Consider the following 20,014-nt stretch of genomic DNA (forward strand, 5'->3'; position numbering starts at 1 on the left):
GTTAAACTTTAAAGAAATGAGGGAAATTCATGTCTGAATTAGCAAATTGCACAAGATGTGACCGCTTATTTGTCAAGGGAATTCGAAACGTTTGCTTCAACTGTTATAAGGAAGAAGAAGCTAGTTTTCAAACTGTTTCTTCGTTTTTACGTAAACAACAGAACAGGCAAGCAACCTTAGAAGAAATCGTTGATGAAACTGGTGTAGAAGAACAACTGATCATTAAATTCATAAAAGAAGGACGACTTCATCCAGCATCGTTTCCCAATTTAACATATCCTTGTACGCATTGTAAGAAACCAATTTCTTCTGGGAATGTATGCAAGCAATGTTCGGAAGCGTTAAGGAGGGACTTGGAATCATTTGAGGAACAGGAAAAACGAACAAATCAAAGCATGGAAAAGAGAAAGACATATTATATGTTTGATTCATAAATCGTTTAACAATTTCTTAAGATTGGTCGATATAAATATAGAATCAAAAGCACGGGAATATAAACGAGCTATTAACGAGGTGAATGCGAATGAAAATTAATGGACCAAATCAAACAAATTTTAATCCGTATAAACAGCATTTACAAAAACAAATAGAATCCAAGCAAGCAATGCGACAAGATCAGCTGGAAATTTCTAAGCAAGCGAAGCAGCTACAGGAAGAAGAGAAATCCAATCCTATAAGAGAAGCTCATGTCGCGAAAATAAAAGAAGCAGTGGAAAGTGGAGAGTATAGGATCAATTACGAGAAAACGGCTGAAAAAATGATGGATTATTGGTCTGGAAAAGAATCGTAATAGTAAGTCAGTAAGGGGGGATTTACTTGTCTATAGAAAAGATTAAAGCGTTATTGCTTACATTAGTCACTCTACATCAAGAACTAATTGCTATTTCTAATCAAAAGACAGAGGCAGTTAAATCAGGGAATTTAGAAAAGTTACAGCAAGTTTTAGTTAATGAGCGAAAACAAATACGAAAAATAGAAAAAGCAGAAGAGGGCCGTCAGCTTGTTGTAGCAGACTGGTTCGAATCCCAACGTCTTAATATAGAGCCAACCATCACAAGATTAGTTGAAGCGATTAATTGTGATGAAACGAGAAAAGAGTTAACAGCAGCGACGAACCAATTGACAGAAGCTATTACAACATTAAAACAACAAGAACAGTTAAATATGGCACTAATTAATCAGTCGATGCAATTTATTCAGCTTTCTATGGATCTTCTAAACCCATCTTTAAGTCAAATGAATTATGGGGGATCAGCAACAGAGTCTACGGGTTCCATTAAAAGATCCGTCTTTGATTCAAAAGCGTAAATATTCTAGGTAAATCAGGAGGTAAGACATGAGTACCTTTCACGGATTAGAAATGGCAAAACAAGCATTATTTGCACAACAGTCAGCACTTTATACAACTGGTCATAATATTTCCAATGCGAATACGGAGGGATATACAAGGCAACGGGTTAATTTTGAAACAATGAATCCATACCCTTCTGCTTCAAGAAATCGTCCACAAATTCCTGGTCAGATGGGTACAGGAGTAGAAGCTGGGTCGGTACAACGAATACGAGATCAATTTTTAGATTATCAATATCGAGCGGAAAATAGTAAAGCGGGTTATTGGTCAACAAAATCGAATGCATTAAGCCGAATGGAGAGTATCATGAATGAACCGTCGGAGAGTGGGCTTTCTTATACAATGGACCAATTCTGGAATTCATTGCAAGATTTAGCAGTTAACCCGGATGATGCTGGTGCAAGGACAGTGGTTGCTAATCGTGGTCAGATGGTTGCTGAAACGTTTAATTACCTATCCGATTCCTTATCGTCGATTCGTTCAGATTTAAAGGAACAGATTGATGTAAGTGTTAAAGACGCGAATTCTGTATTGCGCCAAATTAATAATATCAATAATCAGATTAAGGAATTAGAGCCTCACGGCTATTTGCCGAATGATTTATATGATGAAAGAGATCGTTTAATCGATCAACTTTCCGGCATGATGAACATTAAGGTGAGTTACTCGAAAAGCGGGGAAAGTTCACCCGAAATTGCAACTGGTTTGGCGACGATAGAAGTTATTGATGATAAAGGAAATTCATTTACTCCACCTGTTACATTACTTGATGGAAATAATGGTGAAGGCAAAGTAAATGAATTATCTGTAAGTTACGGTGAAGAGCCGAATTCAGCTGTTGAAGGTGTCAGTGTGAATGGGCAGCCTATTAATATACTTCATTCTAATGGTTCACTAAAGGGATTAATTGATTCCTATGGTCATGATTTCAAAGCAACTGGAGAGATCGAAGGAACGTATACAGAAATGTTAGAAGATCTTGATACAATGGCAAATGCTTTTATTGAAGCGTTTAACCAAGTACATCAAAGTGGACAAGGATTAGACGGTACAACAGGTATTTCATTTTTTGAATATAAGGAAGGAAAAGCTGGAGCAGCAGGAATTGTGGTGAACCAAGACATACTAGATCACCCTGATTTAATAGCAGCAAGTACGAATGATACAGATGGTCAAGGCGATAATGCACTTCATTTAGCGGATGTATTTGATGATAAGCAGTTAACGGGCTCTCCTTTGGGAGAGAATACGTCGATTAATAGTTTTTATCAGTCTCTCATTGGTGAGATGGGGGTAGAGGCGCAAGAGGCTAATCGTATGACTAAAAATACAGCCACTTTAACTTCACAGGTACAAGAACAACGAATGGCTGTTAGTAGTGTTTCATTAGATGAGGAAATGTCGAATATGATTAAGTTTCAACATGCTTACAATGCTGCTGCCAGAAGTATGACAGCAATGGATGAAATGCTGGATAAAATCATTAATAGTATGGGGCTTGTAGGAAGGTAGGGAGAATGGATGCGGATAACCCAGAGTATGCTATCAAATAACATGTTACGTAATTTGTCAAATAGCTATGCGAAGTTAGATACATATATGAATCAGGTTAGTACAGGTAAGAAAATTAACCGTCCTTCCGATGATCCTGTTATAGCAATGAAGGGGATAAATTATCGGAGCCAAGTAAGTGAAGTAGATCAATATTTGCGTAATACGAATGAAGTACACAATTGGATGGATAATTCTGATGCAGCATTGGACAAAGCTACTCAGACAATGCAAAAACTACGTGAACTAGCGGTACAGGCAAGTAATGGGACATATGATGAGGAAGAAAGAGAAAATATAAAAAAAGAAGCAGAGCAACTAAAGGAACATTTAATCGATATAGCCAATACACAAGTAAATGGGAAATATATCTTTAATGGTACTAATACAACAGAGCCTCCATACGCAGATGGGAATTTTACTGCGAATTTAGATAAAGTATCTATTGAAGTGGCAGCAGGTACAAAACTGCAGGCAAATGTTAATGGGGAAGATGTATTCGGTAATGACCTTTTTGCAAATATTGATACATTTATTAATCAGTTAGGCGAAGGGGATCAAGCCGGAATCGAGAGCAGTATTGAGACACTTGATGGCGGAATTAATCAAATTATTAATGCTCGAGCAGATTTAGGAGCGAGAATGAATAGGTTAGAATTAGTTGAAAATCGGCTCAGTGAGCAAAAAATAATAGCTACTAGCACAATGGCAGAAAATGAAAATGTTGATTATGAGGAAGCCATTACAAATTTAATTACACAAGAGAGCCTACATCGGGCAGCTTTATCAGCAGGTTCAAGAATTATTCAACCTTCTCTTGTTGATTTCTTACAATAAATCAAATTGGAGACCCCTGCCCCTAATAAGGGGTGGGGGTTTTAACTCGGAAAAGGTGGTATTGGTTATGAATATACCTCAATTACGGATGCATTCACAAATGGCTCAAATACAAATAAGCCAAGAATCTGGGGAACAAACTATTCGCCAACCCAAAGCAGATGTTACGATTCAACAACCCAAACCGGAGGTTTCTATTACCACTACCCCTGCAAAATTAAGCATTGATCAGTCCAAAGCGTTTGCTGATATGAATTTAATGCATATATTCCAGCGCAATAAAGCATTTGCTCAAGAAGGACAAACCAGTGTGCTGGAAGGGATAAGCAGGCGTGTAAGGCAAGGTAATGAGCTTATGAAATTAGAAAATGAAGGGTCACCGATAGTGAACCAAGCTGTTCAAAATGCTCACCCAAAAATGAAAACACTAGGTATTACCTTTATCCCTTCTCTCTTTTCAGTGAAACTGAATTCGCAGCCAGCAGAAGTAAATATAGAAGTAGAAACAAAACAACCAATTATAAATGCAACACCTAATAAAGTTGAACACCGATATGAAAGAGGTAATGTCGCGATTGAAATGAAGCAATACCAGGATTTAACCATTGAGGTTATTCAACTAGAATCATAAAAGGAGGAAGACACCATGTTAGTCGACACAAAATATTTCGGTCAGACAGAAATCGACCCGGCACATGTAATCGTATTTCAGAATGGCATACCTGGATTTAATCAAGATAACCAATTTATTTTACTAGATTTTCCTGACCATTCATTATTTCAAATTCTACAATCAATTGATACAAGGGATACTGCGTTTTTTGTGATAAATCCGTATAGTCTTTTTCATCATTACGAATTTAGGTTAGACGATAGTAGTATTGAGACATTGCAACTATCCAATGAAGAGGATATTGTCGTACTCTCCATTGTTACACTAAAGCGTCCTTTTGCTACAAGTACTGTCAACTTAAAAGCACCAATTATTATTAATTCAAAGAGGAATCTCGGCAAGCAGTATATTATAAATGCAGTAGAATATCCGAGCAGAGCTCCGATTACAACGAATGATCCTTCCAAAGTGAAAGGGGAATCATCATGTTAGTACTATCAAGAAAGGAAAATGAGGCTATTCAAATCGGAGATAAAATTGAAGTGAAAGTGTTAGCCATAGAAGGAGACCAAATAAAAATTGGAATTCATGCACCTAAATCAATTGATATCTATCGAAAAGAAATTTATTTAGATATTAAAGACGCAAACAATCAAGCTGTGAATATCTCTAGCGATTTAGTAGATCTGTTAAAAGAAGAGTAATGAAAGAGCTTCATATTCCAGTGCGACAGGCCGATATAAAGAGAAAACAGAGGGTTGTGAAGGGATATGGGGATACAGTTAAATGGACTTCATGTGGGTACACATATACAACTGGGAGGCGGAAAGGACAAACCTGTAGGGGGGACGGAACAACCTCAAAATGATTTATCTGTAAATGAAGAAGAAATAAAAACAGCCGTAGATGAACTAAATAACTTCATTGAACCACTTCGTACTGATTTACGGTTTGAATATCATGAAAAACTGAATGAATACTATGTTACTGTTATTAACCCATTAACAGAAGAAATACTCAAGGAAATTCCACCTAGGAAAATGCTTGATGTATATGCCGGAATGGCAGAATTTATGGGGTTACTAATTGATAATAAAACTTAAAAACGAAGGGGTGAATCACTATGCGTATTGGTGGTTTAGCAACAGGGATGGATATTGATAACTTAGTAAATAAACTAATGAGTGCGGAACGTATACCATTAGATAAAATGGAGCAAGAACGAACAACGCTGGAATGGAAACGTGATGCTTTTCGTGAGGTCAACACAAAATTATCTGAGTTAGAAGCACTCATGTTTGATATGAAATTGAGCCCTACATATAATGCGAAAACAGTTAGTTCTTCTCATGAGGATGCAGTAATAGCTACTGCTTCAACAAGTACTGCTAACGGTACGTATCAAATCAATGTTAAAGAATTAGCAACGAATGCGATTAATGTAAGTGCGGAAGAAATTGATGCCTCTGCTATATCAGCTGGACAGGAAATCACGTTCTCTACCGTTGACGAAAACGGTGAAGCAAATGAATATACGTACACCGTAGAAGAAGGAGAAACACTGACGGAAGTACTAAAACGCGTATCTGCTGATGATAATAATGTCCGGATGTTTTATGATGAACAGACAAATAAAGTGATAATGGAAACGTCAAGAACTGGAAATTACAATGAGCGTGGAGCTGAAATTCAATTCACAGCTAATTCGTTTTTCAGCTCAGTTCTTAAGATGAATATGGATAATGAAAAAGGCGGCACAAATGCAAAGTTTGAATACAATAACAGTGGTTTGGAGATGGAATCTAAAACAAATGCATATTCATTAAATGGAATTAATTTTGAATTTAAAAATACAACAAATGATTCCAATGCAACATTAACGGTTATCAACGATGTAGAAGGCTCATTCCAGTCAATTATGAAGTTCGTTGATAAATATAATGAAGTGGTTGAGGCGTTAAATTCTTCCCAAAAAGAAGAAAAGTATCGTGATTATCCACCGTTAACAGAAGAACAAAAGAAAGAGATGTCAGATAAAGAAATTGAACTCTGGGAAGAAAAGGCAAAAAGTGGATTATTACGTGGAGAATCGACTATTTCAAGTGGATTATTTGATCTAAGGCAGAGCTGGTATTCCAATGTAGATACTGGAGGAGAGTATAATTCGATCACGCAAGTAGGAATGAAGACATCTAGTAATTACTTAGATGGCGGCAAATTAATTGTAGATGAACAAGAACTAAAAAAAGCATTAAGGGAAAATCCAGCAGATGTTCAAAAGCTATTCTCAAATAATGAAGAGGGAGCTTCACGTGGAATTATCCACCGTCTCGATGATGCATTATCAACCACTATTGGCCGAATTGGTGAAAAAGCAGGAAGTACAGGACAAACATTAGAGAATTATTCATTAGGAAAAAGAATGAAAGATTTAAATACACGTATTTCTGATTTTGAAAACCGATTAGTACAAGTCGAGTCGCGTTATTGGAACCAGTTTACTGCTATGGAAAAAGCCATTTCGAGAATGAACCAACAATCTGCGCAATTGATGTCTCAGTTTGGCAGTGGGATGTAATTTGACGATGAGGGAGGGAATGGAATGTCACCAAATAAGCAACATCAGGCGTATCAAGACAATGCAGTTAATACCGCCTCAGGTGCAGAACTTACTTTAATGCTTTATAACGGTTGCATGAAGTTTGTTAAACAAGCAATAAAAGATGTGGAAGCAAATCATTTTGAAGAAAAAAATACAAATATTCAAAAGGCACAGAACATCATACAGGAATTAATTATAACCTTAGATCCAAAGATCGAAATATCTAATCAATTCTTACCGCTTTATGATTATATGTTGTTCCGATTAAAGGAAGCAAATATTAATAATAATGTGGAATACCTACAAGAAGTATTAGAATTGATTACTGATTTTAGAGATACTTGGAAGCAAGTCATTTTGGAAATTAGAAAGAAACAATATGCACAGGGTGCTCATGTCTGATGAATCGGTTAACTACTTTATATCAAATCACATTAGAATTAAAAGAAGTCTTAGATAACAGTTCAGAGTACAAACAAAGAGAGTCCCTTATTTCGAGGGTCAATACATTAATTGAGCAGCGTGGCAAAGAAATGGAACAGATAGTCCCCCCTTTTTCTGATGAAGAAAACCGGATGGGAAAAGCAATAGTAGCATTACATCAGCCAATTGAAACATTAATGCATCAACTATTTAACGAGTTGAAGTCAGAAATGCGTCAAGTAAAAAAACAGAAAAAATCGAACCGACAATATAAAAACCCTTATGCACAAATGCAATCCATTGATGGAATGTTCTTGGATCGAAAAAAATAAATATACGTTAACTTATCATGTTAAACGAGTGGCTTGGATAGTTCTTCAAAAAAGCCCTCGTTTCTCTCTTCTAAGAAACGAGTGGGAATAGCTCTTCAATACGTGTAAATATATTGCATCTGCTTTATCAATGTTTAAATCATTTCTATACAGGATAGAAGTAACTATGGGATTGTAAATTTGATTAAGAAATTGTAAACCGTCTAACCCTATAGGAGGCAAGGAATTGACGGTTTTTCAATCAATTATATTTACAATTTCATGTGTTTAGAAAGGAATTTCATTGGGAAACGTTGTATAATATATATAGAAGCTTATAAGCTTAAAAGGAGGACACTTTCATGAAATTTAACATTCGTGGTGAAAACCTTGAGGTCACAGGATCTATTCGGGATTATGTAGAAAAGAAGATAAGTAAACTAGAAAGATACTTTGATACACCACCTGCATCCGAAGTACATGTTAATTTAAGTGTCTATAATGATGAACAGAGAATCGAAGTAACCATTCCAATGACCAATTTGTTACTACGTGGTGAAGTACAACACGTAGATCTATACGCAGCGATTGATCTAGTCGTAGACAAATTGGAAAGACAGATTAGAAAACATAAAACGAAAGTGAACCGTAAATTCAAACAAAATGGTGCTGCTAAGCATGTATTTGCTGAATTAGAAAAGGAAGCAGCTAATGTAGCTCTAGAAGAAGAAACAGATGATATTGAAATTGTTCGAACAAAAAGGTTTGATTTAAAGCCAATGGATTCTGAAGAAGCTGTGTTGCAAATGGACATGTTAGGTCATGCATTTTATGTATTTGAAAATGCAGCAAACGGAGATACAAATGTTGTGTATCGTCGTAATGATGGAAAATATGGTTTGATTGAACCAAATGCATAATCATTGAAGTGAGAGGCAGTCCAATTGGGCTGCCTCTTTTAGTTGAGAATAGTAGGTATAAAATGAAGGAGTTGTCGAAATTTGTTGATTAAAACACTAAATTTCAAAAACAGGAATGACGAATCTATGTTTTTTGATATAATGCTTCATTATCAAATATAAATACGTTCTAATTTCTCGAGAATTTTGTCGAATACACACCTAAAATTTAAAAATAGACATTAGCCCCATTTTCATATTCATGTTATAACTTAGCTAGTACTACAGGAGGTGAAACATTGACCGGTGAAGAAAAACTAAGTCACTTGAGTAAAAAAGTAGAGCAGCATGAAATAACACTTGTAAAGCTTGTGGAAATGATATCTACATTAAATCGTAGGTTTTTGGAAACAAGTGTAAAAGAAAAGTAAATGGACATGTAAATTCTCCGCTTTAAAAAGCAACATTCCTTTCCAATGTATCCTCTCCTATCCTCACCCAAAAGAGTGGTTCATCCCCGAACTACTCTTTTTATGTTCTATTTGTTGGTGATGTCCTTAGTTGTCATCTTTCTCTAGAAAGTGTTATGATTGATCATGGACTCTATTATTAAACAGTAAACGGAACGAAATAATGAATAGTAAACATTTTTATAATAAATATTGAGGTGCATGAACAATGGCAGGAATACTGCAGAAAATATTTGGTGATGGAACACAAAGGCAACTGAAACGATTACAAAAAACAGTAGATGAAATTGAAGCTTTAGAACCTGAGATAGAAAAGCTTTCCAATGAAGAAATTCAAAATAAGACAGAACAGTTTAAAACGCGTTATCAAAATGGCGAGACTTTAGATGATCTGCTTGTTGAGGCATACGCAGTTGTCCGTGAAGGATCGAAACGTGTGCTAGGTATGCGGCCTTTTCAAACTCAGCTAATGGGTGCAATCGCATTACATGAGGGGAATATCGCTGAAATGAAGACAGGTGAAGGTAAAACACTTGCATCGACGATGCCAGCATATTTAAATGCCCTATCTGGAAAAGGTGTGCATATTATTACTGTCAATGATTATTTGGCAAGTCGTGATGCTCAAGAAATGGGAGAACTTTATCAATTTTTGGGGTTAACGGTTGGCTTAAATGGAAATGGCTTATCTAAAGAACAAAAGCGGGAGGCCTATCATCAGGACATTACGTACGGTACGAATAATGAATATGGCTTTGACTATTTACGAGATAATATGGTCCTCTATAAAGAGCAGATGGTTCAACGGCCATTGAACTTTGCAATCATCGATGAGGTAGACTCAATCTTAATCGACGAAGCCAGGACACCATTAATTATTTCTGGTTCTGCAAAAAAATCGGCTTCTCTGTATCAAAGAGCGAATAGTTTTGTTAGTACACTTTCAAAAGAAAGTGATTATACCTATGATGAAAAAACAAAAGGTGTGCAACTTACTGAAGAAGGGATTAATAAAGCTGAACGTTTTTTCTCTATCGAGAATTTATTTGACTTAAATAATGTGTCACTAACACATCATATTAATCAGGCATTAAAAGCTCATGTTTCCATGCATCGTGATGATGATTATGTTGTCGAAGAAGGAGAAGTTGTTATTGTTGACCAGTTCACTGGACGTTTAATGAAAGGTCGACGTTATAGTGATGGATTGCATCAAGCAATTGAAGCTAAAGAGGGATTACAGATTCAAAACGAAAGTATGACATTGGCATCCATTACTTTTCAGAATTTCTTCCGGATGTATAATAAACTGGCAGGTATGACTGGTACAGCCAAAACAGAAGAAGAAGAGTTTAGAAATATATATAATATGGACGTTATTGCTATTCCAACGAATAAACCAATTATTCGTGATGACCGTGCAGATTTAATCTATAAGTCGATGGAAGGGAAGTTCCGCGCTGTTGTCGATGAAATTAAAGAACGACACGAAGCTGGACAACCAGTTCTTGTAGGGACAGTTGCCGTAGAAACTTCGGAATTGATTTCAAAATTATTGAAGAAAGCTGGAGTTAAGCATGATGTCTTAAATGCAAAAAACCATTTCCGTGAGGCTGAGATTATTGAGAACGCTGGACAGCGTGGTGCAGTAACGATTGCTACCAATATGGCTGGTCGTGGGACGGATATTAAACTTGGTGATGGGGTAGTAGACCTAGGTGGACTTGCAGTTATTGGTACAGAACGTCATGAGTCACGACGGATTGATAACCAATTACGTGGTCGTTCTGGGCGTCAAGGAGACCCTGGTTTGTCTCAATTTTACCTCTCCATGGAGGATGAACTCATGCGTCGATTTGGATCCGATAATCTAAGATCGATGATGGAACGTTTAGGCATGGAAGATGATCAACCAATTGAAAGTAAAATGGTTTCTCGCGCTGTTGAATCTGCACAGAAACGAGTGGAAGGGAATAACTTTGATGCTCGTAAAACGGTGTTATCCTATGATGATGTCTTACGCGAACAAAGGGAAATCATTTACAAGCAGCGTTTCGATGTGATTGAATCCGAAGATAATCTACGTGAGATTATTGAAAACATGATTATTTCTACATTAGAACGAGTAGTGGCGACACATACGCAGGATGATGATGAGGACAATTGGGATTACAAAGCGATTGCTGAGTATGTGCAAGGTAACTTATTAGATCCAGAGCAGATTTCGGAAGATGATTTGAAAGGAAAAGATCAAGAAGAAATTAATGAGTTGATCATGGAGAAAGTAAGAGCTCGTTATGATGAAAAAGAAAATGAACTAACCGAAGAGCAAATGCGTGAGTTTGAGAAAGTTATCTTGCTTCGAACAGTTGATACAAAATGGATGGACCATATTGACCAAATGGATCAACTACGTCAAGGGATACATTTACGAGCATATGGACAAAATGATCCGCTTCGTGAATATCAGTTAGAAGGATTCGCCATGTTTGAAGAAATGATTGAAAGTATTGATGAAGAAGTCGCCAAATATATTATGAAAGCTGAAATTCGTGACAACCTACAACGTCAGGAAGTTGTGAAGAATACACAAGCTGTCTCTGGTAATCAAGAGGAGAAAAAGAAAACAAAAAAACCGTTTGTGAAACAGCAAGATATTGGACGAAATGATCCATGTCCTTGTGGTAGCGGAAAAAAATATAAAAATTGCCACGGAAAATAAAAGCTATCATTGAACACTCCGCTGCATCGTAGTGGAGTGTTTTCATGAATGAATAATACTTGAGGTGATCAATAATGGAATTAGTTGATATCAAAAATGAACTGGATCAGATGAAGCGTCGTATTAATGATTTTAGGGGGTCTCTTTGACTTAGATACAAAGAGTAGTCGGATTAAAGAATTAGAGCTACAAATGGCGGCTCCAGAATTTTGGGATGATCAAGATACCGCTCAAGCAGTGATCGCTGAAGTGAATAATCTAAAAGAATATGTGAACAATTTTAAAGAGGTAGAAGATCTGCATGATAATTTAGAAGTATCTTATGAACTTGTAAGAGAAGAAAATGACCGCGAATTATTTGAGGAATTAACATCCGAAATGAAAGCACTAAGAAAAAAACTCAATGATTTTGAGTTGCAAATCCTGTTAAACGAACCTTATGATACGAATAATGCCATACTTGAACTTCACCCAGGTGCTGGCGGTACAGAGTCACAAGACTGGGGAAGTATGCTATTACGAATGTATCAGCGTTGGGCAGAGACGAAGGACTTTAAAGTGGAAACGTTGGATTATTTAGCCGGTGAAGAAGCTGGCTTAAAAAGTGTAACCCTATTAATTAAAGGGCATAATGCATATGGTTACTTAAAAGCTGAAAAAGGGGTACATCGATTAGTGCGTATATCACCTTTTGATTCTTCCGGCCGTCGTCATACATCGTTTGTTTCCTGTGATGTAACTCCTGAAATGACGGATGATGTCGATATTGAAGTGAAAACAGAAGATATTAAAGTAGATACTTACCGAGCTAGTGGTGCAGGTGGTCAGCATGTAAACACAACCGATTCGGCTGTGCGTATTACGCACTTACCTACTAATGTAATTGTAACCTGCCAGAATGAACGGTCGCAGATTAAAAATAGGGAAGCTGCTATGAAGATGTTGAAATCAAAATTATACCAATTAGAAATAGAGAAACAACAGCAGGAGTTGGCTGAAATTCGCGGCGAACAGATGGAAATTGGCTGGGGTAGTCAGATTCGATCCTATGTATTCCATCCATATTCCATGGTAAAAGATCATCGCACCAATGTAGAGGTTGGTAATACGCAGGGAGTAATGGATGGAGATCTTGATCCGTTTATTGATGCTTATTTACGTCATCAAATGAAGTAAAAGCTTTAGTCTCTATAACAGACAGCGCTTTTTTTCATAAAATAGACACAAATAGTAAATGGCTTGGGCTTGCAGCTTTCCTGCTAAGTTTAATGAAAAAAATGGAAATGGAAAGTGTTTTAAAATAAACAGATATGGTTATAATAAAATTGATAAACCATTACACTATTTCTGTTAGGGGGATTGAAGCTATGAAAAAATGGTTGTTAACAATGCTTTTCGGTTCTGCCTTAGTGCTAGGTGCATGTGGCGGCGGGGACGACGGTGCATCAGAAGAACCAGCAGATAACGGAGATACAGGAACGGAAGAACCTTCCGGAGAAGGTGGTTCTGTAGATACTGCAGCAGCTGAAGAAGTATTTGAAAGTAATTGTGCATCCTGTCATGGTGCTGATCTCTCTGGTGGTCAAGGACCTGATTTAACTCAAGTTGGTTCTCGACTTTCATCAGATGAAATTGCAGACATCATTAAAAATGGTAAAGGTAGTATGCCAGGAGGTATGGCTACTGGTGAGGACGTACAAATTCTTGCAGATTGGTTAGCTCAAAAGAAATAATAACCTAGAAGCTTGTCTAATTGTAAACAATTGGACAAGCTTTTTAAATGGGTAAGAAATCAGACTCTTTTGTAGCGGAACTACAGAAGACATTGCTTGTTCTTATACGAGTAAATATACCTAGTTTAAAATCCCTCTCTAAGCATAATTCCCTTTCTTTCTATAATATATGACAAAATATTTCATGAAACACCGACTTTTGAAATACAAATGTAATAATTTTATGTCTAAAAATCGTGGCGAAAGATGTTATAATGATGAAGTATCATGTACATATCCTATTTAAATTATGTAGATGAAAAGATAAATAGAGCATACATCAAGATAAACAACTAAAAGATAAAGGTGAGTTTTATATGATATTGATGAAGGATGTTCATAAAACATATGCCAATGGTGTCGTTGCATTAAGCGGTATAAATGTCGATATAAAACAAGGTGAATTTGTATACATAGTTGGACCAAGTGGTGCAGGGAAATCGACATTTATTCGATTAATGTTTAGAGAAGTAAAACCATCAAATGGTACCATTCGCATAAATGATATAAATGTCAATGATTTAAAGGAAAGAAAAGTACCATATTTAAGGCGGAATATAGGTGTTGTTTATCAAGATTTTAAACTGCTTCCCAAACTATCAGTCTATGAAAATGTAGCTTTTGCATTGGAAGTAATTGAAGAGTCACCTGCTGTCATTCGTAAACGAGTGATGGAAGTATTAGACCTTGTCGGTTTGAAAAACAAAGCACGATTTTTACCGGATGAATTATCTGGTGGTGAACAGCAGCGTGTTTCTATCGCACGAGCAATTGTTAATCATCCTAAGATTGTAATTGCCGATGAACCGACTGGTAACCTTGATCCAGAAACTTCACGAGAAATAATGAAAATATTTGAAGAGATTAATGATCGAGGCACAACGATTCTAATGGCAACACACAGTAAAGAGATTGTTAATACATTTCGAAAACGTGTAATTGCTATTGAAGACGGATTAATTGTTAGAGATGAACACCGAGGTGATTACGGCTATGAAAGTTAGGACATTAATGCGTCATATACGCGAAGGATTTAAGAACATTGGGCGTAATGGTTGGATGACGATTGCTTCAGTTGGTGCCGTTACGACTACATTAATCTTAGTAGGAGCTTTTCTAGCGTTAATGCTCAATCTGAATGAAATGGCGGATAATATTGAAGACGATGTACAAATTGATGCCATGATTGAACAGACTGCTGATGAAGAACAGATACAAAATCTAGGAAATGAAATCGAAAAAATAAATGGCGTACAATCGGCTGTTTTTTCTTCGAAAGATGACCAATTAAATAGTTTAATTGATAGCATGGGAGAAAACGGACAAGCCTGGCAAATGTTTGAGCAGGACAACCCATTGAATCATGTGTTTGTTGTCAAAACTGCAGATCCACAGGATACCGCTCCAGTTGCTAAACAAATCAATGAGTTACAAGGAATACAATCTGTAAACTACGGTCAAGGCGTGGTCGAAAAGCTATTCGAATTTAATAGTTATGCAAGGACTATCGGGTTGGTACTCATTCTAGGATTGGTATTTACAGCGATCTTCCTCATATCCAACACTATTAAAATTACAATAATGGCCAGAAGTAAGGAAATTGGCATTATGAAACTAGTTGGTGCCACTAATGGATTTATTCGTTGGCCATTCTTTATAGAAGGATTGTTGTTAGGTGTATTAGGTTCTATTATACCAGTAGCAATTATTCTTACAGGCTACTATTACTTGGTAAATAACATTAGCCAGCATATCAATTACAGTTTTATTGAAATCTTACCGTTCAACCCATTTGCATTTCAGCTTGCACTAATTATCGTTGCTATAGGTGCTCTAATTGGCGTATGGGGCAGTGTGATGAGTGTACGTAAATTCTTAAAAGTGTAACTGGCTTAAATAAGTTTGATTTTTTACGAGGGAAGGGGAAAAAGGAGCAATGAAAAAGGTAATTCCATCTTTATTAACCGTTTTGTTAGTATCGACATCGGCCACTTTTTATGCTGGGCCGGTGTCAGCTCAATCAACAGATGAACTGGAAAAAAAGATTAATGATTTGGAACAGGAACAAAAAGAACTTGAACAGCAACAGGATAGTTTAGGTGAAGATTCTGCTGAAACAGATAAGAAAATGAATGAAAATCTTGATCAACAAGATTCCGTGGAAAGTGAAATTACTTCATTAAACGAAGACCTGCAAGGGACCATGGAACAAATTAAAACCAAGGAAAATGAAATTACGGAAACAAATACTAAAATTAACGATTTAGAAACGCAAATCGAAGAACTAAAGAACGAAATAGTCATGCTTCAAGAGCGTATTAAAAAGCGTGAAGAGTTATTAAAAGATCGTTTACGTAATCTTCAACTAAATGGTGGAGAAATGAAATACATAGAAGTGATTTTCGGATCACAAAGCTTCGGAGATTTTATCAGCCGATCTACAGCTGTAAATACCATTATGGATCAAGATAAATCGATAATGGAACAACATACTGCTGACAAGATTGCATTAGAAAAAAATAAGGCAGACGTAGAAAGCAAGAAAAGCGAAGTAGAAGATAGAAAACTAGCATTACAGGATCAAAAGGATGATCTAGTTGCACTTAAAGGACAACTTGATGATCAAATGGCAGAAAAAGAAACACTCATGGCTTCTTTAGAAGAAGAACAGCATGAATTAGAAGAACATAAAGTAAGTATTGAAAAAGAACAGGAAATTCTAGCTAATCAAGCTGCCGCAGCTGAGAAGGCTAAGAAACTTGCACAATCTGAAAAAAGCGAGTTAGAACAATTAGCGAAACAGAAAGAACAGCAAAAAGAAAAACAGAGTTCGAATTCATCTTCAAACTCGACTGCAAGTCCAAGCTCTCAAGGGGGCTCCCAATCTAGTGGAAGTGGTATTTTAAGTTATCCAGTTTCTTACGGAGTTACTTCTGGTTATGGACATCGATGGGGCAAATTGCATGCTGGAATTGACTTTGGAACTCCTGTAGGAACAGCAGTAAAAACAGCTGCACCTGGGGTTGTTGTACAAACAAACACAGAAGCAGATGGCGGCATGAGTGGTTATGGTAATGTCGTTTTAGTTGCTCATAACGTTGGTGGTGTATCCTATACAACGCTTTATGCACATCTGAGTAGCATTTCGGTTTCATCTGGGCAAACGATTAGTTCTGGACAAGTTATCGGAAATTCTGGAAACTCTGGTCATTCCACAGGACCACATTTACACTTCGAGGTTCATCGTGGCGGTTGGAATGCTGCTAAGAGTAATTCAATAGATCCAATGGATGTATTAGAATAAAGAAAAACTATAAACAAAGACATCGACCTTATTGGTTTGATGTCTTTTTCTGCTATTACGTGTATAATTACATAAATAGGGAGTTAAAACCATAGTAATAAGAAGAAGTTAGTGATATGCTTTGTTTACTAGGTTCAATGATGATAAAAAGTGTTGGGGTGAAATTATGAAATTAAGAAAGTTACATATTGTATTGCTTTTAGTTGCTGCATTAGTAATTGGACTTGCTGGCGGTTATGCTGGTGTAGAACTAGCAAAGTCTGATGATCCTACAGCAATGGATAATGCAGGAGTAAATCAAGGGGATCAAGATACGAATTCGTCAGGTTCAGGTACCCCACAAAACATGGAAAAGGTAGATCAAGCATTTAAATTAATAAAAGAAAATTATTTAGAGGAAATTGATGATAAGCAGTTAGTAGAAGGTGCAATAGAGGGTATGCTATCTTCATTAGATGATCCCTACAGTTCTTACATGGATGTAGAGACGATGGAGCAATTTAATGAACAAATCGAATCATCTTTTGAAGGAATTGGTGCAGAAGTTAGTATGGTAAATGATACAGTTACCATTGTTGCTCCTATTAAGGATTCACCTGCAGAGCAAGCTGGATTACGACCAAATGATCAAGTGCTGCAAGTAGACGGTGAGAGTTTAGAAGGTTTAAACCTGAATGAGGCTGTAGCTAAGATTCGTGGTGAAAAAGGATCGGAAGTGGAATTGAAAATACAGCGAGCAGGAGTTTCAGATCCTTTTAATGTTACCATAGAAAGAGATACCATACCTGTTGAAACAGTTTATAGTAAAACCGAAGAAGTGGATGGGAAAAAGACGGGTGTCTTGGAAATAACCAATTTCTCTGAACGAACAGCAGATGAATTTAAAAACCAACTTCAAGAATTGGAAGATAATGGAATAGAAGGGTTAGTAATTGATGTTCGTGGAAATCCAGGTGGTTTATTAAATGTTGTAGAGGATGTTCTAAAAGAATTTGTCCCTGAAGATATGCCGTACTTACAAGTAGAAGATCAAAACGGAAAGAAAACACCTTATTACTCTGAGTTAACGGAAAAGAAAGAGTATCCAATAAGTGTCGTTATTGATGAGGGAAGTGCTTCAGCTTCAGAAATTTTAGCAGTTGCTATGAAAGAGATGGGATATGATGTAGTCGGACAAACAAGTTTCGGAAAAGGTACTGTTCAACAGGCGGTTCCATTAGGAGATGAAAGTACAATAAAATTAACATTCTATAAATGGCTATCTCCAGAGGGAAATTGGATTCATGAAAAAGGTGTAAAACCTACTATTGATGTGAAACAACCTGATTATTACTATACGAATCCAGTTCAGATTGAAGAACCTTTAACGAAGGATCAGACTGGAGATCAAGTTAAAAACGTGCAAATTATGTTAAAAGGATTGGGATATGACCCAAGTAGAACCGATGGTTATTTTAATGAACAAACAGAAAAAGCAATAACACAATTCCAATCTGATAATGATTTAAAAGCAACAGGAGAAGTCAATGAACAAACATCTGCTTTAATCGAAACACAAATAGTAGATCAAATCCGTAATGACAAAGATGATCAACAGATGGAAAAAGCATTAAATGAAATATATAAATAATTTGCAAGTGCTGTCTCATGAGGACGTTTAATTTTATCAACTAGTTATAGAATATACGTGGTACTTCCTCTTATTGCCAGAAGTAGCGCTTATCTGGGCAATTTCCATATCGTGTATATTCTTATTATGTTGATAGTGAGCTGACTTTTGAGACAGCTCTTTTTACACTATATAGCAGGAAGTTTTTCATTTCGTGTCGAATTAAATGATGGCATACGAATTTAGCAAAACATCACTGCACAAAGAAGGTGATCGATATATGTTAGAGGCATGGTTCACCGAAATGGTGAAAGGTATAGGGAAATTATTTTTAAATCCACTCTTATACTGGGCAATTTTCTTAATCGTTTTAGCAGGTATGCAAAGAATTAAACGAGAAAGGAAAGACTTCGGTATTAAACTATTCGATGTCTTTTCCGAATGGAAATATACATGGGCTACCTCGATTATTTTAGGTGTTATTATATCTGCGCTTACCATTGGGTTGGGTATTGTTTTTTCTTATTCAACCGTATTATTGCTTTGCCTGGTAACAATTCTTGTTAGTATAACAGGTAAATTTTCCTTTTTATCGGCCAGTTATACCTTTGGAATTACTTATGTATTGTTACTTTTTCTACCATTTTTATTAGAGAAACAAGATTTTATCCCGAATGACTTGTTTTCCTCTGTGGATTATTCTGGATTTACCGTATTATTAGCAATGTTGCTATTTGCTGAAAGTATGTTACTGCTGCAAGCTAGAAAAGGTCCTACATATCCGGAACTTACCTCAGGAAATAGAGGTGGCTGGGTGGGTCAGCATCATATTAGAAAGATGTCGATTATCCCTTTCTTTATTCTTATTCCATCGGGTTCGATAGCTCCATTCGCTGCTTATTGGCCGTACTTTACTGTAGGGGGAGAATCCTATAGTTTATTGCTTGTCCCTTTTATTGTTGGATTTAATCACCTTGTAAGAGGAAGTGACCCGGTACGTGCAGCTGGTAAATTAGCAAATACTACCTTAGCTTTAAGCATAGTTATATGGATTTGTGCGTTTATTAGTATTTATTATCCTTGGTTTTCTGCCGTTGGGATTATTTCTGCAATTGTTGGTAGAGAATTTATAAATTATCGACATCGATCCATGGATCAGCAAAAAACTGGATTCTTCCAAACGTCTGATAAAGGTTTGAAAGTTCTAGCTGTTCTTCCTGGTTCACCTGCCGATCGGCTTGAAATTGTGGCGGGGGAGACCATAACCAAAGTAAATGGAAATAAAATATATAGTTTAACTGCTTTCTATGAAGCGTTACAAGAGAGCGGCGCTTATTTTAAATTAGAGCTTCTTGATAAAGCTGGTGAAAACCGTTTTTTACAAGGAGCGTTGTATGAAGGGGATCATCATGAGCTAGGTATTATTTTTACATCGAACCCACATCGCAAGAAAGAAAAAGAAATTGTATAAGAAAGCACCAGCGTCTGCATGAATGAATCATTCTATGCAGATTTTTTTTGCTCCTAGTGAGATCCCATTTGTAGAAAGG

At 36.5% G+C, this 20,014-nt stretch carries 22 protein-coding genes; all 22 read left to right on the plus strand.

Features of this window, described 5'->3' with window-relative positions; all coding sequences use genetic code 11:
• Window positions 1-29: 29 nt before the first annotated feature.
• On the plus strand, window positions 30-434 hold the full coding sequence (locus BN990_RS06125) for a TIGR03826 family flagellar region protein (RefSeq protein WP_021289112.1): 405 nt from the start codon (window positions 30-32) through the stop codon (window positions 432-434).
• An 89-nt stretch (window positions 435-523) separates the two neighbouring features.
• Window positions 524-790: a flagellar biosynthesis anti-sigma factor FlgM gene (gene flgM / locus BN990_RS06130; protein ID WP_021289111.1), complete on the plus strand. Its 267-nt coding sequence runs from the start codon at window positions 524-526 to the stop codon at window positions 788-790.
• Between the two features lie 26 nt (window positions 791-816).
• Window positions 817-1,308, plus strand: a complete 492-nt coding sequence (locus tag BN990_RS06135; protein WP_021289110.1) for a flagellar protein FlgN — start codon at window positions 817-819, stop codon at window positions 1,306-1,308.
• Between the two features lie 28 nt (window positions 1,309-1,336).
• Window positions 1,337-2,863 carry a flagellar hook-associated protein FlgK gene (gene flgK / locus BN990_RS06140; protein ID WP_021289109.1) on the plus strand — a complete coding sequence of 509 codons (1,527 nt, stop codon included), beginning with the start codon at window positions 1,337-1,339 and terminating at the stop codon, window positions 2,861-2,863.
• A gap of 9 nt (window positions 2,864-2,872) precedes the next feature.
• Window positions 2,873-3,739, plus strand: coding sequence for a flagellar hook-associated protein FlgL (flgL, locus tag BN990_RS06145; protein ID WP_021289108.1), 867 nt, complete (start codon window positions 2,873-2,875; stop codon window positions 3,737-3,739).
• A gap of 67 nt (window positions 3,740-3,806) precedes the next feature.
• Window positions 3,807-4,370: a DUF6470 family protein gene (locus tag BN990_RS06150; protein WP_021289107.1), complete on the plus strand. Its 564-nt coding sequence runs from the start codon at window positions 3,807-3,809 to the stop codon at window positions 4,368-4,370.
• Window positions 4,371-4,385: 15 nt separating this feature from the next.
• Window positions 4,386-4,844 (plus strand): flagellar assembly protein FliW, encoded by a 459-nt coding sequence (gene fliW / locus BN990_RS06155; protein WP_021289106.1) that lies wholly within the window; start codon window positions 4,386-4,388, stop codon window positions 4,842-4,844.
• Window positions 4,838-5,056: a carbon storage regulator CsrA gene (gene csrA, locus BN990_RS06160; protein ID WP_021289105.1), complete on the plus strand. Its 219-nt coding sequence runs from the start codon at window positions 4,838-4,840 to the stop codon at window positions 5,054-5,056. The genes fliW and csrA overlap by 7 nt, the downstream gene beginning before the upstream one ends.
• A gap of 66 nt (window positions 5,057-5,122) precedes the next feature.
• Window positions 5,123-5,455, plus strand: coding sequence for a flagellar protein FlaG (gene flaG, locus BN990_RS06165; protein WP_021289104.1), 333 nt, complete (start codon window positions 5,123-5,125; stop codon window positions 5,453-5,455).
• Window positions 5,456-5,475: 20 nt separating this feature from the next.
• Complete coding sequence (locus tag BN990_RS06170; protein ID WP_038242957.1) at window positions 5,476-6,930, plus strand: flagellar hook-associated protein 2; 1,455 nt, start codon at window positions 5,476-5,478, stop codon at window positions 6,928-6,930.
• 24 nt (window positions 6,931-6,954) lie between these two features.
• Window positions 6,955-7,356 (plus strand): flagellar export chaperone FliS, encoded by a 402-nt coding sequence (fliS, locus tag BN990_RS06175; RefSeq protein ID WP_038242958.1) that lies wholly within the window; start codon window positions 6,955-6,957, stop codon window positions 7,354-7,356.
• Entirely contained in the window at window positions 7,356-7,709 is a 354-nt protein-coding gene (locus tag BN990_RS06180; RefSeq protein ID WP_021289101.1) for a flagellar protein FliT, read from the plus strand. Before fliS ends, BN990_RS06180 begins: the two co-directional genes overlap by 1 nt.
• Before the next feature lie 341 nt (window positions 7,710-8,050).
• Complete coding sequence (gene hpf / locus BN990_RS06185) at window positions 8,051-8,608, plus strand: ribosome hibernation-promoting factor, HPF/YfiA family (RefSeq protein WP_021289100.1); 558 nt, start codon at window positions 8,051-8,053, stop codon at window positions 8,606-8,608.
• A gap of 278 nt (window positions 8,609-8,886) precedes the next feature.
• On the plus strand, window positions 8,887-9,018 hold the full coding sequence (locus tag BN990_RS23350) for a hypothetical protein (protein WP_021289099.1): 132 nt from the start codon (window positions 8,887-8,889) through the stop codon (window positions 9,016-9,018).
• Window positions 9,019-9,265: 247 nt separating this feature from the next.
• On the plus strand, window positions 9,266-11,779 hold the full coding sequence (secA, locus tag BN990_RS06190) for a preprotein translocase subunit SecA (protein WP_021289098.1): 2,514 nt from the start codon (window positions 9,266-9,268) through the stop codon (window positions 11,777-11,779).
• A gap of 74 nt (window positions 11,780-11,853) precedes the next feature.
• A protein-coding gene (gene prfB, locus BN990_RS06195) for a peptide chain release factor 2 (RefSeq protein WP_101953529.1) occupies window positions 11,854-12,955 on the plus strand; the annotation gives its coding sequence in 2 pieces (ribosomal slippage) (window positions 11,854-11,925 and window positions 11,927-12,955; 1,101 coding nt in all).
• Window positions 12,956-13,146: 191 nt separating this feature from the next.
• Window positions 13,147-13,512: a cytochrome c551 gene (gene cccB / locus BN990_RS06200; protein ID WP_021289096.1), complete on the plus strand. Its 366-nt coding sequence runs from the start codon at window positions 13,147-13,149 to the stop codon at window positions 13,510-13,512.
• A 356-nt stretch (window positions 13,513-13,868) separates the two neighbouring features.
• Window positions 13,869-14,555 (plus strand): cell division ATP-binding protein FtsE, encoded by a 687-nt coding sequence (gene ftsE, locus BN990_RS06205; protein WP_021289095.1) that lies wholly within the window; start codon window positions 13,869-13,871, stop codon window positions 14,553-14,555.
• Window positions 14,545-15,438 (plus strand): permease-like cell division protein FtsX, encoded by an 894-nt coding sequence (gene ftsX / locus BN990_RS06210; RefSeq protein ID WP_021289094.1) that lies wholly within the window; start codon window positions 14,545-14,547, stop codon window positions 15,436-15,438. Before ftsE ends, ftsX begins: the two co-directional genes overlap by 11 nt.
• Window positions 15,439-15,487: 49 nt before the next feature.
• Window positions 15,488-16,855 (plus strand): murein hydrolase activator EnvC family protein, encoded by a 1,368-nt coding sequence (locus BN990_RS06215; protein ID WP_021289093.1) that lies wholly within the window; start codon window positions 15,488-15,490, stop codon window positions 16,853-16,855.
• 166 nt (window positions 16,856-17,021) lie between these two features.
• Window positions 17,022-18,485, plus strand: a complete 1,464-nt coding sequence (locus tag BN990_RS06220) for a S41 family peptidase (RefSeq protein ID WP_021289092.1) — start codon at window positions 17,022-17,024, stop codon at window positions 18,483-18,485.
• Between the two features lie 205 nt (window positions 18,486-18,690).
• A complete protein-coding gene (locus tag BN990_RS06225) occupies window positions 18,691-19,935 on the plus strand; it encodes a PDZ domain-containing protein (RefSeq protein WP_234447033.1) in 1,245 nt (414 codons plus the stop codon).
• Window positions 19,936-20,014 lie beyond the last annotated feature (79 nt).

This window comes from Virgibacillus salexigens, from assembly GCF_000723585.1.
GTDB lineage: Bacteria > Bacillota > Bacilli > Bacillales > Amphibacillaceae > Virgibacillus > Virgibacillus salexigens.

Coding starts and splice junctions, on each gene's coding strand:
- BN990_RS06225 (WP_234447033.1), top strand. CDS start 18,691: ATGATGGCATACGAATTTAGCAAAACATCACTGCACAAAGAAGGTGAT.
- BN990_RS06215 (WP_021289093.1), top strand. CDS start 15,488: ATGAAAAAGGTAATTCCATCTTTATTAACCGTTTTGTTAGTATCGACA.
- secA (WP_021289098.1), top strand. CDS start 9,266: ATGGCAGGAATACTGCAGAAAATATTTGGTGATGGAACACAAAGGCAA.
- BN990_RS06150 (WP_021289107.1), top strand. CDS start 3,807: ATGAATATACCTCAATTACGGATGCATTCACAAATGGCTCAAATACAA.
- BN990_RS06220 (WP_021289092.1), top strand. CDS start 17,022: ATGAAATTAAGAAAGTTACATATTGTATTGCTTTTAGTTGCTGCATTA.
- fliW (WP_021289106.1), top strand. CDS start 4,386: ATGTTAGTCGACACAAAATATTTCGGTCAGACAGAAATCGACCCGGCA.
- BN990_RS06170 (WP_038242957.1), top strand. CDS start 5,476: ATGCGTATTGGTGGTTTAGCAACAGGGATGGATATTGATAACTTAGTA.
- cccB (WP_021289096.1), top strand. CDS start 13,147: ATGAAAAAATGGTTGTTAACAATGCTTTTCGGTTCTGCCTTAGTGCTA.
- ftsE (WP_021289095.1), top strand. CDS start 13,869: ATGATATTGATGAAGGATGTTCATAAAACATATGCCAATGGTGTCGTT.
- fliS (WP_038242958.1), top strand. CDS start 6,955: ATGTCACCAAATAAGCAACATCAGGCGTATCAAGACAATGCAGTTAAT.
- flgL (WP_021289108.1), top strand. CDS start 2,873: ATGCGGATAACCCAGAGTATGCTATCAAATAACATGTTACGTAATTTG.
- csrA (WP_021289105.1), top strand. CDS start 4,838: ATGTTAGTACTATCAAGAAAGGAAAATGAGGCTATTCAAATCGGAGAT.
- BN990_RS06180 (WP_021289101.1), top strand. CDS start 7,356: ATGAATCGGTTAACTACTTTATATCAAATCACATTAGAATTAAAAGAA.
- hpf (WP_021289100.1), top strand. CDS start 8,051: ATGAAATTTAACATTCGTGGTGAAAACCTTGAGGTCACAGGATCTATT.
- flgM (WP_021289111.1), top strand. CDS start 524: ATGAAAATTAATGGACCAAATCAAACAAATTTTAATCCGTATAAACAG.
- BN990_RS06125 (WP_021289112.1), top strand. CDS start 30: ATGTCTGAATTAGCAAATTGCACAAGATGTGACCGCTTATTTGTCAAG.
- flgK (WP_021289109.1), top strand. CDS start 1,337: ATGAGTACCTTTCACGGATTAGAAATGGCAAAACAAGCATTATTTGCA.
- ftsX (WP_021289094.1), top strand. CDS start 14,545: ATGAAAGTTAGGACATTAATGCGTCATATACGCGAAGGATTTAAGAAC.
- flaG (WP_021289104.1), top strand. CDS start 5,123: ATGGGGATACAGTTAAATGGACTTCATGTGGGTACACATATACAACTG.